Source organism: Microvirga sp. 2MCAF35 (genome assembly GCF_052115545.1).
Lineage (GTDB): Bacteria > Pseudomonadota > Alphaproteobacteria > Rhizobiales > Beijerinckiaceae > Microvirga.
Map to the genome: position 1 here is coordinate 56,392 of NZ_JBFRGW010000017.1, position 12,705 is coordinate 69,096.

A 12,705-nucleotide genomic window follows, 5' to 3' on the forward strand; every position below is an offset into this window, starting at 1 on the left:
TTAGGGTGTCGGCGGACCGGCAGGACCGCCGGCCGATACCAGAAAAGCGGCGTGATGTTCGGACGAAAGAAAAAGATCCTTCTCCCTCCTGCAGACGAATCCGATCACGGATCGGCGCAGCCCCGTCTCGCCCCCCGGTCCCCCAATGAAGCCATCAAGCCCTCGATGGCGCCTCCTCCGCCACCGAAGCTCCGCCGCCGTCGCAGAGGAATGCTGTCGCTCCTGAGCGGTCTTTTAACCCTATTGGTCGCCTTGGCGATTGCCGGGATCTTCGGCTTCTCCATGCTGCAGCACGAGGTGACGGCCCAGGGCCCCTTGCAGAGCGACAAGGTAGTGGTCATTCCTCGGAACACCGGTACAGGCGAGATCGCCAACATCCTCAAGGAAGAGGGTGTCATCAACCAGCCGCTGCTGTTTCAGATGTACGCCCATATCAACCGGCAGCGCGGCCAGCTGAAGGCCGGCGAGTTCCAGTTCAAGGCCGGTACCAGCATCGAAGATGCCATCGACACCCTGATCCAGGGTAAGGCGATTCTGCATGCGGTGACGATTCCCGAAGGGCTGACCAGCGAGCAGATCGTTGCCCGGCTCTACGAGCATGAAATTCTCACCGGAGATGTAACCGAGACGCCGCGTGAGGGAACGCTCCTGCCCGATACTTACAAGTTCGAGCGCGGCACGACCCGTCAGCAGATCATCGGCACCATGCAGGCGGCCCAGCGCCAGGCCATCGAGCAGATCTGGCAGCGCCGCTCCACCGAACTGCCGATCAAGTCGCCGCAGGAACTCGTGATCCTGGCCTCGATCGTCGAGAAGGAGACGGGCCGGGCGGATGAGCGCACCCGTGTGGCGGGCGTCTTCATCAATCGCCTGCAGAAGCGGATGAAGCTCCAGTCCGATCCAACCATCGTCTACGGATTGGTCGGCGGCAAAGGTACGCTGGGGCGCGGCATCCTGCGCAGCGAGATCGAGGCTGCAACACCCTACAACACCTATGTGGTCGAAGGCCTGCCGCCGGGCCCCATCGCCAATCCGGGCCGCGCCGCGCTCGAAGCCGTGGCCAATCCGTCGCGTACCAAGGATCTCTATTTCGTGGCGGACGGATCGGGCGGTCATGCCTTCGCCGAATCGTACGAGCAGCACCAGCGCAACGTGACGCGCTGGCGGCAGATCGAGAAGAGTCGTCCGGCGCCTGAGGCCGACGATGTCGACCGTGTGGTGCCCGACGGCGAGCAGACGAATCTGCCTCCTGGTGCGGCGCCTGCCCTGCGCGGCTCCGCGAATGCGCAGCCCTCCTCCGGGGGACGTCCCGGACGTGGCTTCGATGCCAGCGAGGGAACCGAAAAGGATCCGCTCAAGAACAAGAGCTTCGACCTGAACAGCCCGAAGAACGTTCCGGCCCTCCGGCAACCGTGAAGCGCGCAGGCCGATTCAAGATCCTTCGTCGACACTTAGATCGGCGCGCATTATGGTCGCGCCGATTTTTCATTCCTTTTGAGGTTAGCCTATGTCCATCGAGAGCATGACCGGCTTCGCCCGTGAGGCCGGCGTCACCGGTTCCTATCAATGGGCCTGGGAGCTCAAGACGGTGAACGGACGCGGCCTCGAGGTGCGCGTCCGGACACCTTCGGGCCTCGATGCCATTGGCGAGGAAGCGCGAGGGCAGATCCTCAAGGCGCTCACCAGAGGCCAGGGCCAGCTCAACCTGGCGCTCAGCAAGGCATCTTCCGCGGCCAAGCTGCGTGTGAACCAGGATGTATTGCAATCGCTGCTCGCGGCCATCGGCGGCCTGTCGCTCCCGGACAACGTGAAACCTGCCTCTCTCGATGGTCTCCTGTCCGTGCGCGGCGTGGTCGAGCTGGATGACGATGTCGCCGATCCGTCACAGGACGAGGGACTTGCAACGGCTCTGAAAGCGGCAATCGGCACGCTGATCGAGTCTCTCAAGGCTGCGCGGCGGAAGGAAGGGCAGGCGCTCGCTGTCGTCCTCGGACAGCAGCTCGACATCATCTCCCGGCTGGTCGACGAAGCCGAAGCGGCGCCGGCCCGTCGGCCTGATGCCATTCGTGCCCGCCTGGAGGCGCAGATTGCCGAGCTGCTCGACGGTAAGGCCAGTCTCGATCCGGCGCGCCTTCATCAGGAGGCCGTGCTCATTGCCGCACGGGCCGACATCCGCGAGGAGCTCGACCGTTTGCGTGCCCATGTGGATGCCGCGCGAGGTTTGGTGCAGGAGGGCGGATCGGTCGGCCGGAGGCTCGACTTCCTGGCGCAGGAATTCGGCCGCGAGGCGAATACCCTCTGCGCAAAGGCCAATGACGTGTCCCTCTCGCGGATCGGGCTTGAATTGAAGGCCGTGATCGAGCAATTCCGCGAACAGGTTCAGAATGTGGAGTGATGTGGTGAGCCAAGGTTCGAAGTCTCCGGTCGGCCGTCGCGGCCTCATTCTCATCCTGTCCTCGCCGTCCGGCGCCGGTAAGACCACGCTCACCCGCAGCCTCGTGGAAGAGCGGGCCGGCGTCCTGTCCGTTTCCGTGACGACGCGTCCCAAGCGTCCCTCCGAGATCGAGGGAAGGCACTATCACTTCATCGACGTGGAAGAGTTCCTGGCGATGCGTGATCGCGACGAACTTCTGGAATGGGCGGAGGTGCATGGCAATTTCTACGGCACGCCGCGCAAGCCCGTGGAGAAGACGCTGGCTTCCGGCCAGGACATGGTCTTCGACATCGACTACCAGGGCACGCGCCAGGTTCGGCAGAAGCTGCCGGACGATGTGGTGACCGTCTTCGTCCTGCCGCCGAGCTTCAAGGAGCTGAAGGCTCGGCTCGAACGCCGTGCGGAGGATGCGGCCGACGTCATCGCCAAGCGCCTCGCCAATGCACGCGTCGAGATGGAGCGCTGGGTCGAATACGATTACGTGATCGTCAACGAAGACCTCGGCAAGTCTTTCGAGAGCCTGAAGGCCATTCAGGCAGCCGAGCGCCTCAAGCGCGAGCGGCTCGTCGGTCTCTCGGATTTCGTCGAAGGATTGCTGGCCGAAAAGATCGACTGATCCCGCTCACACCAGCGCGAGCGCGTTCCGGCGCTCGTGGCGGGCGATGGCGTGTCCGAGCAGCACCTCCATCAGCTCGCTCTGAGGCAGGCCGCCGGCCTCCCAGAGCTTCGGATACATGCTGATCGCCGTGAAGCCCGGCAGGGTATTGACCTCATTGACGTAGAGGCCGCCGTCGTTCCTGGGGTCCAGGAAGAAGTCGACGCGAGCCAGTCCCTCGCAGGCGAGAGTCTTGAAGGTTGCGACGGCAAGCTCCTGGAGGCGGCGAGCCTGAGCGGATGAGAGCTCCGCCGGGATGCGCAGGAGGGCACCGTCCGCGTCGATATACTTGGCGTCGTAGCTGTAGAACCCGTGGCTGTCGGCCGGCACGATCTCGCCCAGGGGGGAGGCGCGGACCTCGCCCGAGGCATCTTCCAGCACCGAACACTCGATCTCCCGGGCGCCCGTGACGCTGCGCTCCACGAGCACCTTGCCGTCGTATCGGAACGCGCGTTCGCAGGCCCTGTCGAATTCCTGCGCCGACGAAGCCCGGGATACACCGACGGACGAGCCCATATTGGCAGGTTTGACGAAAAGATCGGCCGTTTTGAGCGTGTCCACGGCGGCCTCGTAATCGACGCGGGTGCGCGGGGTCAGCGTCAGGAACGGCACGACCGGGAGGCCGCTGTCGCGCAGCAGGCGCTTGGCGATGTCCTTGTCCATGCCGGCGGCGGAGCCCATGACGCCGGAGCCCACATAGGGAACATTGGCCAGTTCGAGAAAGCCCTGAACCGTTCCATCCTCGCCGTTGGGGCCATGGAGCACGGGCACGACCGCATCGAGGTTCAGGGAGCGCGAGGGCCCGGCGCCGTTCAGCACGATCATCTCGCCCGCCCCGCCGGGGAGGAGAGCCACCTGCGGGGCGCCTTCAGGGATTTCCAGGGATTGCGCGCCCCTTCCGCCCCCATTGCCGCTGTCGCAGAGAAGCCAGCGCCCGTCCCGGCTGATTCCGATGGGGACGATGTCGTAGCGGTCGGGATCGAGGGCCCGCAGGACATTGGCCGCCGACAGCTTCGAGACCTCATGCTCCGCAGAGCGTCCCCCGAACAGAAGCCCGATCGTCTTGCGCGGCTGCGACATTCCCGCCTTCTCCTCTCACGGCCAACCCGGCCGCTCACGATGATCCAATCATGGAAGGGCGCGGTTAAGGTCTCATGAAAAGGAGCCTTCCGCGCCGGTACAGCGGCTGCATATAGGCGAGGATGGCGAGAGGGCGAGCAGTGGGCGAAAGTCTCAGCCCTGCTGATGCCTTATCGCATCATAGGCATTCGCCAAGGCCACGTAGCCCTCGATCGGGATATTCTCGGCGCGGATCGTCTCCTCCAGCCCCGCCGCTTCGATGATTGCGGCTGGGTCCGGCGCAAGGGACTTCAGGCTCTGGCGCAGCATCTTGCGACGCTGCCCGAAGGCCGCGCGGGTTACGGCCTCCAGGGCACCGATGCGGCAGGGCAGCGGGTTGGCCCGTGGGGTCAGGTGCACGATGCTCGATGTGATCTTCGGCGGCGGCACGAAAGCGGAGGGCGGCACGTCGAAGAGGATGCGCGCTTCCGTCCGCCAGCCGCAAAGAACTCCGAGCCTGCCATAGTTCTTCGGATTGCCTTCGTCCGCCACGATGCGCTCGGCAACCTCGCGCTGGAACATGAGAGTGAGCGAGGCCCACCAAGGCGGCCAGGCCTCGCCTGTGAGCCAGCCGGTCAGGAGGGCCGTGCCGACATTATAGGGCAGGTTGGCGATGATCCGCACGAGGCTATCGCCAACAAGTGGGCGCGGGTCGAATGCGAGCGCGTCGGCTTCGATCACATCGAGCCGTCCCGGATAATGATCGGCGATCTCGGCAAGGGCAGGCAGGCAGCGGCTGTCGCGCTCGATGGCGATGAGCTTTTTCGCGCCCGCTGCCAGGATGGCGCGGGTGAGGCCGCCGGGACCAGGGCCGACTTCGATGACCGTGGCGTCCTCCAGCGGACCTGCCGAACGGGCGATGCGGCTGGTGAGATTGAGGTCGAACAGGAAGTTCTGGCCGAGCGACTTCTTGGCCATGAGCCCATGGGTGCGCACGACCTCGCGCAAGGGGGGAAGATCGTCGATTTGGCTCATGGGCTCCCCAGGCGGGCAGCGAGCTTCAGGGCCGCCATGAGGCTGTCGGGCCGGGCGATCCCCTTGCCTGCAATGTCGAAAGCCGTGCCATGATCGGGTGAGGTCCGCACGAATGGGAGCCCCAGCGTCACGTTGACCGCTTCGTCGAAGGCGATGGTCTTGATCGGGATCAGCGCCTGATCGTGATACATGGCAAGGGCTGCGTCGTATCGGCTGCGCGCGCGGGTGTGGAACATGGTGTCCGCCGGCAGGGGACCGGCCACCTCGATGCCATCGGCCCGAAGGATGTCGACGGCCGGGACAATGACATCCTCGTCCTCCGTCCCCATTGCACCGCTTTCGCCCGCATGGGGGTTCAGCCCTGCGAGGGCGAGCCTCGGGTTCTCGATGCCGAACCGCTGCCGCAGCTCCCGGGCTACGATCCGTCCCGTGAGGACGATCAGGTCCGTGGTCAGGGCGGAGGGTACATCCGCCAGGGGGATGTGCACCGTGACCGGCACGACGGCAAGCTGCTCGCTCCACAGCATCATGACCGGATGGTAGGTCTCCGGACCACCTTCTGCAGCAAGAGCCCCAAGAAACTCCGTATGGCCCGGATGCCGGAAACCGGCCTCATAGAGAACGTGCTTGGCGATGGGATTCGTCACGATCGCAGCCGCCGAGCCGGCTCGGACGAGCCGGACCGCCGTCTCGATGGATTCGATGACTGAGGGGGCGTTGGCCGCGTCAGCCTTGCCCGGCTCGGCGGCGACTTGGGCGCTCAGCGGTACGACGGGAAGGGCATGAGGGAAGGTCGCCTGGATCTGGGATGGTTCGACGGAAATGATGGGTATGTCCCAGCCATAGCTCTGGGCGACATTTCTGAGATGCCCAGGGTCGCCTACGATTCCGAAAGCTGGAAGGAGCGCCGTCTCTCGTTCCAGCCAAGCCCTCAGGCAGAGTTCCGGGCCGATCCCTGCCGGATCACCCTGGGTCAGCAGGAGGGGAGAGCGCTGTTCGAGCCCAATCACTGGGCGGATACACCTTCGTCCGAGGAAAGGCCGCTGAGGTTCTGAGTATAGCCCACTTCTCCGAGGGAACGGAACTCGAGAGTGAAGGCGATCGTGTGGTTCTCGTTCTTCTCACCGGAGTTCCGGACCACTTCGCGCGGAGTCATGCTGTAGCTGACCGAGAAGGTGGTGCACTCGTCCATATAGCCGAGCCCGAGCGACATGCCGCTGACATAGGCGACGTTGTTGGGATCGATGTCGAGATTGGCGTAGTAACTGTTCCGAGCCAGAAGGTAGCGGTCGAGATCGAGGAGAACCGAGCCCGTCACGTACCAGTTCGGCGTAATGTCCCACCGGGCCGATCCGAGCAGGCCTTCGCGGCGCATCGGGAACCCGATGGCGGGCTGGGCCTCATAGCGGGCATAGGTCAATGAGGTCGATACCGGGAGGTACGGATTGAAGTTCGCCCTGAAGCCGGCTTCGATCCGGTTGACGTTGAAGTCCTCCTGGTCGAAACGGGCGCGGGTCACGAAAGCGAAGTTCGCATTCGGGGAGATCTGGAAGCGCCCGACATAATCCGAGGCACGGGAGTCGAGTCCGGAGTCCAAACCGACATTGGCGAGATCGGGTTCCCGGAACGAGTTGAGCCCGGCAATCTGATAGGACTGGCCGAAGAGCACATTGGCGTAGAAATCGTCTGCGCCCGTCACGGTGTACTGAATGCCGAGATTGGCGCGAACGCCGCCCTCGATCCGGTCGTAGCCGGAGAACTTGTCCCAATCGAACAGGGACGTGTCGTCGAACACGAGGCTCTGGGCATCCTCGTTGGGGAGGCTGCCGATCCTTGTCTCGCTCGGGCGGGCGATCACCTGGGCGATCGGCTCGAGGACCTGCTTGCCCGAGGTTCCCAGGCTGGCGATGAAGGGATAGCGATACTCGACGCCGACGGCCGGCATGGCCCGGAAGAGATAATCGTCACCCGGGTCGAGGTAGTTGGCGAGCTGCGGGTTCTGGTACCCGGCGAAATCCGGGGAAATCCAGAAATTGTCGGCTCGAACATAGGCGAACGGCGTCCAGACCTGGCCGATCGGATCGACGAACTCACGGCGCCAGGAGGCTGTGACGGATGCTCGGGACGTCGAGCCGCTGATGCCCCGGACGAGGCATGCGGCAGGATTGAAGACGATGCAGGTCTGGGCGACGCCGAAATAGGTCGTATTGGCAATCGAGAGCGGGTCGTACTGCGCAGCCTCGCGCGAGAGGTGCGTCACGTTCACGTCAAGGGCGAACTCGCCGCCGATGGTCGAAGGCGTGAAGCGCTTGTTGTAGTCCAGAACGGGGGCGACGACGGGCTGCTGCTTCTGCCAATCGGAACTCGACAGGGTCTGGAAGTAATAGCCTCGCATGTCGAAGTAGGAACGGTCTCCCTGTCCCTGGAGATACAGGGTCGAGATCGATTCCTTGATATAGTACGAACTGAGGCTCTCGCTGCGGATCTTGTAGTTCGACAGGAACCACTTGTCGGAGAGCAGGGCGATATCCCAGCCCCAGCGCCAGTTCTGGTTGATGTAGAAAAGGCCGGTCGTCTCCAACGAGCCGCGGAAGTCGCGGTTCCCGGCTCCATTAGGAGGCTGGAGGAAGGCGTCGGGCTCCTGCTGATCGATGCCGGCGGCCCGGACGGTGTAGACGCCGGTCTCGAGCCGGTGGCGCCATTCGGCCTGGGCGAGCAGGCCCTGACGGGTGAGGAAAGTCGGGTTGAACGTCAGGTCGTAATTCTGTGCGATCGCCCAGAAAAACGGGACCGAGACGCCGTAGCCGAGGGAAGAGGAGTAGACATAGCGCGGCGACAGGAACCCCGTCTTGCGCTTGACCGTCGGATCGGGAGTCCAGAAATAGGGCATATAGGCGACCGGGATCCCGAAGAGCTCAAGGGTCGCATCCTCGTAATAGATCGTCCGTTCGCTGTTGTTGTGAATGATCTTGGCGGCCTTGACCTGCCAAAGGGGCGGCCGTTCCGGGTTGTCCTTGCAGGGTTCGCAGGCGGTATAGGTGCCGCGCTCGAAAACCGTCGTCTCGCCCTCGGCGCGCTCCGCCCGCGGGGCCGAGAAGCGAGTCGTGAGGGGACGGCCCTGCTCGACGCTGGTCTGAACCACCCTCAGGGAATCGATGAAGCCGTTTTTGAAGTCGTCCGTCAGCTCGAATCGGTCGCCGGTGGCTACGGTGCCGCCGGCATCAGTCAGGCGGGCATTGCCTTCCGCGAAGACGCGGCCGGTGTTCCGGTCGTAGGTGACGCGGTCGGCCTGGAGCGTCCGGCCCTGGTAGTTCATCTGGACGTCGCCGGAGGCGGCGATCGTGTTCTTGTCGTTGTCGTAAACGATTTCCTTAGCGTCAACGAGAAGACGGTCCTGATCAGAGCCGGACTTGGCACGCCCGGCAATGGCCTCGTTCAGGGTGGCCTGGGCAAGCGCAGGCACAGACCTAGCAGCTAAAAGAGCCGCTGCGATCGCAGACATTGCGATCGTTGTCTTAAGCCGCTGCCGCATCCCCACTCCTTAACAAACCTTTTTATTGAGGCCGGTCAGCCGTCCTCTTGATGCAATAACGCCAGGGTTCCTAACAGACTGCCTACTACAGCTGGGAACCAAGCTGCAACAAGGGAACTGATGATTCCGGCGGCACCAAGCTCCGCCATAAGCTCCGTGGCGACATAAAGCATGAAGCCGGCTGTGACGCCACCCAGAACCATCATCGCTACACCGCCAAATCGAAAGAATCTTAACGATACGGATGCGGCCACGAAGACCATGGCGATGAACAGCAGGGGGCGGGCCAGAAGCAGGTCGTAATGGAGCTCATAGGCGGTAACGTTGATATCCGCCTGTGCCATGCGGTTGATGGTATCCTTGAGGTCCCAGAACGGAACCGCATCGGGCTCGATGAAGCTCTGTCGAACCTGCGAGGGCTGGAGGTTCGATGCGATCAGATATCGCTCATGGGATTGCGGCTCCTCGGTGGCCGAGAGGATGCGGGCATCCTTCAGCTCCCAGAAGCCCTCGTGCAGGGTCGCTTCCTTGGCCTCGACCCGGTGGGTGAAGGCGCCCGCCGGGTCGAAGGCATAGACCGTGACCCCATAAAGGGTCGGGCTGTCGATGGCCGAACCGTCGCCACGAAGGATGGCTTGTCCGTCCTGGCTCCTCTGGCGGATCCAGATCGGCTTCTCCCGGGTTTGGGTTACTCGGGCGAAGGTCTGCGTCTCCAGGTTGGAGGCCCGCTGCTTGAGAATGGCCGAAACCGGGTTGTAGACGGTCACGGACAGGATGCCGATCAAGAGGGCGATCAGAAGTCCGGGCTGCAGGAACTGCCATGCGGAGATACCGGCCGCGCGCGCCACCACCAGCTCGAGCTTGCGGCTGAGCTGGAGGAGGGTGGCCATGCTGCCGAACAGCACCGCGAAAGGCATGACCTGCTCGGCGATGGCCGGTGTCCGGAACAGGGCGAGCTGCGCGATCACCGCAGGCGTCGCGGCCGGCGCATCGCCCGCCCGGCGCATGAGTTCGACGAAGTCGAGAGTATAGACGAGAGCGAAGACAGTTGCGAAAACAAGGAAAATAGTCTTGACGAACTGTCGCGAGAAGTAGAATCCCAGGGTGCGGCCGATCAGCATGGTCAGGCCTTCTGAGCTGCGGGGGAGCGCGACGGAAGCAGATTACGGATAGCCGTATGGAGCTTCGCCTGGGCGGATCGCATGGCCGGTCCTTTGAAGATGAACAGCAGGCTGATGAGAATGCCTGCCAGAGGGACGCCGTAGACGGCGAACACCGCCGTCGCCGTCCGCGCGACGGCGCTCGATGCGGCGAAGCCGAGAATTCTCAGCAGCACGATGGCGACCACCGCACCGGCGATGGCAAGACCGCGCCCCTGGCGGGTCGTTCTCGCTTCACCCAGGGCCGCGAAGGCGATGACCATCATGGCGAGCGGGTAGAGCCAGGACGACAGGCGGTCGTGCAGCTCGGCTCGGAAGCGCCCGCGCTGCTCCTGGTAGATGAACTCGCTCTTGTCGGGGAAGAGGAGCTGGGTCGTGCTTCGTTCGCGCGGCTTGTAGATGACATCTCCACCCTCCTTGCTGAAGGCGGAAAGGTCGACCGCATAGCGCTCGAAGGCGACGATCGACGAATCGCGGCTGTTGGGCTCCTTGCGCTGGACGCTGCCCTTCTGAAGCACGAGGTAGGCGTTGCCGCCCTGTTCGACGGTTTGACCGCGCTCGGCGAGGTAGACGATGGCTTTGTCCTTATCCCGAAGATCTTCCATGAAGATCCCCAGGAGGGCATCTCCCGAGCGCTCCCGGTAATGGAACGTGAAGCCGCTCTCCAGGGTGATGAACTGTCCTTCCTTGGCCATGGTGCCCACGAAATCGGCCCTGATCTTCGTGAACAGCTGGCGCAGCTCCTGGAAGCTCGCAGGCATGAGATAGACCGAGATGATGGCCACGACGGCGCACACGAAGGTAGCCAGGGCCAGGAAGGGCCGCAGGAGGCGCTGCGGCGGCATGCCGCCTGCGCTCATGACGATCAGCTCGGAATCGCCGTTCAGCTTGTTCAAGGTGTAGATCGTCGCAAGGAACAGGGCCACGGGAGCGATCACATTGATCAGGGCGGGCAGGGACAGGCCCGTTACCGTCAGGAAGATCACCACGGTCTGGCCCTTGCCGGTCAGCAGGTCGAGTTCGCGCAGCGCCTGCGTGATCCAGATCACGCCCGTCAGGGCGACGAGGCATGCGAGAAAGGCGTTGAAGGTGTTCTTCAGAATATAGCGTTCGAGAAGTGTCATAAGGCCCTTCGCCCCCGGGCGGCGGAGCCCTGGGTATCGTGTCGCACCATCTCAGGCAAGATGGCCGTTTTCAACAGCCCGGGATTGCGCCGATTTCACGGCAGCTTCCCCGTGCCTTAACCCGCCATATGATATATGTCCCCATCGTCAGCGTCGCAGCCGGCCCGAAGACCGGTGATGTGCATCAGAACAACGAGGATTTCATGGCCGACAGCTTCAAGATCGATTTTCAGGCCCACGGCAATGTCGAGACCGGCGATCTCATCGTCTTCGTCGGGGATGATCTCAAGCCCTCCGGCGCCGTTGCCACGCAGCTGGGTCCGCACGCCATCGATCTCATCGCGAAGGCTGCGGCTGCCGAGTCTTTCAAGGGCAAGGCGAAATCCGCCATGTCCATCGTCGTTCCCACGGGCCTGAGCGTCGACCGGCTGATCGTGATCGGCCTCGGCGGTGAGAAGGACCGGGCCGGCGTCGATTTCGTCCAGCTGGGCGGCCTGATTGCCGGAAAAGCGAACGGGACGCTCGCGACGGCGGTGCTGGACCTGCCCGGGATCGAGGTGGCACCGGATATTGTTGCCGATATCGCGCTGGGCGCCCAGCTGCGCCGCTACAGCTTCGACCGCTACAAGACCAAGAAGGATGACAGCGACGCCAAGAAGGGCGGCCGCCTCGTCTTCAGCGTGGCGGATCCTGCTGCAGTCAAGAAGGTCTACAAGGCCCGGGAGGGCATCGAGCAGGGCGTTGCCATCGCCCGCGACCTCGTCAACGAGCCGCCGAATGTGCTCGGTCCCCAGGAGTTCGCCGCCCGAGCCCAGGCGTTGAGCAAGCTGGGGGTCGAAGTCGAAATTCTCGACGACAAGGCCATGCAGGCGCTCGGCATGAATGCGCTTCTCGGCGTTGCCCAGGGCTCCGTGCGCGGCGGCCGGGTCGCCATCATGCGCTGGAACGGGGCTAAGGCCGACGACAAGCCCATCGCCTTCATCGGCAAGGGTGTGGTGTTCGACTCAGGGGGGATCTCGATCAAGCCGGGCGCCGGCATGGAGGACATGAAGGGCGACATGGCGGGCGCGGCCTGCGTGGTCGGCCTCATGCATGCGCTCGCGAGCCGCAAGGCGAAGGCCAACGTGGTGGGCGCCATCGGCCTCGTCGAGAACATGCCGGACGGCAACGCCCAGCGCCCCGGCGACATCGTCACAACCATGTCGGGCCAGACCATCGAGATCATCAACACGGACGCCGAGGGCCGTCTCGTGTTGGCGGACGTGCTCTGGTATGTGCAGGACCGCTTCAAGCCGAAGTTCATGGTCGATCTCGCGACCCTGACCGGCGCGATCCTGGTCGCTTTGGCGCAGGAATATGCGGGCCTCTTCTCGAACAACGACGAACTGGCCGAGCGCCTGACGGCGGCCGGCAAGGCGACGGGCGAACGGGTCTGGCGCATGCCCCTGGGACCGGAATTCGACAAGATGATCGAATCCAAGTTCGCCGACATGAAGAACTCCGCCGGCCGTTTCGGCGGATCGAGCACCGCAGCGGCCCTGCTCCAGCGCTTCGTCAACGACGTGCCCTGGGCCCATCTCGACATCGCGGGCACGGCCATGGGCTCGCCGGCGACCGAGATCAACAAGGGCTGGAGCTCCGGCTGGGGCGTGCGCCTTCTCGACCGGCTCGTTCGCGATCATTACGAGGCTTGAGGATGACGACAC

At 63.8% G+C, this 12,705-nt stretch carries 10 protein-coding genes; 4 read left to right on the plus strand and 6 right to left on the minus strand.

Features of this window, described 5'->3' with window-relative positions; translation table 11 throughout:
* Window positions 1–54: 54 nt before the first annotated feature.
* The 3 genes from mltG (at window position 55) to gmk (ending at window position 3,050) form a co-directional block, all read left to right on the plus strand.
* Window positions 55–1,416, plus strand: a complete 1,362-nt coding sequence (gene mltG, locus AB4097_RS10925; RefSeq protein ID WP_442039403.1) for an endolytic transglycosylase MltG — start codon at window positions 55–57, stop codon at window positions 1,414–1,416.
* A 91-nt stretch (window positions 1,417–1,507) separates the two neighbouring features.
* Window positions 1,508–2,395 carry a YicC/YloC family endoribonuclease gene (locus AB4097_RS10930; RefSeq protein ID WP_442039344.1) on the plus strand — a complete coding sequence of 296 codons (888 nt, stop codon included), beginning with the start codon at window positions 1,508–1,510 and terminating at the stop codon, window positions 2,393–2,395.
* Window positions 2,385–3,050 carry a guanylate kinase gene (gmk, locus tag AB4097_RS10935; RefSeq protein WP_442039346.1) on the plus strand — a complete coding sequence of 222 codons (666 nt, stop codon included), beginning with the start codon at window positions 2,385–2,387 and terminating at the stop codon, window positions 3,048–3,050. The genes AB4097_RS10930 and gmk overlap by 11 nt, the downstream gene beginning before the upstream one ends.
* 6 nt (window positions 3,051–3,056) lie before the next feature.
* Here the strand turns inward: gmk and AB4097_RS10940 are convergent, their stop codons facing one another.
* The 6 genes from AB4097_RS10940 to lptF all read right to left on the minus strand — a co-directional run bounded on the left by AB4097_RS10940 (window position 3,057) and on the right by lptF (window position 10,999).
* Window positions 3,057–4,169 carry a D-alanine--D-alanine ligase family protein gene (locus AB4097_RS10940; RefSeq protein ID WP_442039348.1) on the minus strand — a complete coding sequence of 371 codons (1,113 nt, stop codon included), beginning with the start codon at window positions 4,167–4,169 and terminating at the stop codon, window positions 3,057–3,059.
* Between the two features lie 153 nt (window positions 4,170–4,322).
* Complete coding sequence (gene rsmA / locus AB4097_RS10945; RefSeq protein ID WP_442039350.1) at window positions 4,323–5,183, minus strand: 16S rRNA (adenine(1518)-N(6)/adenine(1519)-N(6))-dimethyltransferase RsmA; 861 nt, start codon at window positions 5,181–5,183, stop codon at window positions 4,323–4,325.
* Window positions 5,180–6,190: a 4-hydroxythreonine-4-phosphate dehydrogenase PdxA gene (gene pdxA, locus AB4097_RS10950; RefSeq protein ID WP_442039405.1), complete on the minus strand. Its 1,011-nt coding sequence runs from the start codon at window positions 6,188–6,190 to the stop codon at window positions 5,180–5,182. The genes rsmA and pdxA overlap by 4 nt, the downstream gene beginning before the upstream one ends.
* Window positions 6,190–8,646 carry an LPS-assembly protein LptD gene (locus AB4097_RS10955; RefSeq protein ID WP_442039352.1) on the minus strand — a complete coding sequence of 819 codons (2,457 nt, stop codon included), beginning with the start codon at window positions 8,644–8,646 and terminating at the stop codon, window positions 6,190–6,192. Before AB4097_RS10955 ends, pdxA begins: the two co-directional genes overlap by 1 nt.
* 104 nt (window positions 8,647–8,750) lie before the next feature.
* On the minus strand, window positions 8,751–9,836 hold the full coding sequence (gene lptG, locus AB4097_RS10960) for an LPS export ABC transporter permease LptG (protein WP_442039354.1): 1,086 nt from the start codon (window positions 9,834–9,836) through the stop codon (window positions 8,751–8,753).
* A gap of 2 nt (window positions 9,837–9,838) precedes the next feature.
* Window positions 9,839–10,999 carry an LPS export ABC transporter permease LptF gene (gene lptF, locus AB4097_RS10965; protein WP_442039356.1) on the minus strand — a complete coding sequence of 387 codons (1,161 nt, stop codon included), beginning with the start codon at window positions 10,997–10,999 and terminating at the stop codon, window positions 9,839–9,841.
* Between the two features lie 203 nt (window positions 11,000–11,202).
* Between lptF and AB4097_RS10970 the strand changes: the two genes are divergently transcribed.
* Entirely contained in the window at window positions 11,203–12,693 is a 1,491-nt protein-coding gene (locus tag AB4097_RS10970; RefSeq protein WP_442039358.1) for a leucyl aminopeptidase, read from the plus strand.
* Window positions 12,694–12,705: the final 12 nt, after the last annotated feature.

Bases quoted from the DNA above. Each gene is read 5' to 3' on its own strand.
- mltG (WP_442039403.1), top strand. From the start codon at position 55: ATGTTCGGACGAAAGAAAAAGATCCTTCTCCCTCCTGCAGACGAATCC.
- AB4097_RS10930 (WP_442039344.1), top strand. From the start codon at position 1,508: ATGTCCATCGAGAGCATGACCGGCTTCGCCCGTGAGGCCGGCGTCACC.
- gmk (WP_442039346.1), top strand. From the start codon at position 2,385: ATGTGGAGTGATGTGGTGAGCCAAGGTTCGAAGTCTCCGGTCGGCCGT.
- AB4097_RS10940 (WP_442039348.1), bottom strand. From the start codon at position 4,169: ATGTCGCAGCCGCGCAAGACGATCGGGCTTCTGTTCGGGGGACGCTCT.
- rsmA (WP_442039350.1), bottom strand. From the start codon at position 5,183: ATGAGCCAAATCGACGATCTTCCCCCCTTGCGCGAGGTCGTGCGCACC.
- lptG (WP_442039354.1), bottom strand. From the start codon at position 9,836: ATGCTGATCGGCCGCACCCTGGGATTCTACTTCTCGCGACAGTTCGTC.
- lptF (WP_442039356.1), bottom strand. From the start codon at position 10,999: ATGACACTTCTCGAACGCTATATTCTGAAGAACACCTTCAACGCCTTT.
- AB4097_RS10970 (WP_442039358.1), top strand. From the start codon at position 11,203: ATGGCCGACAGCTTCAAGATCGATTTTCAGGCCCACGGCAATGTCGAG.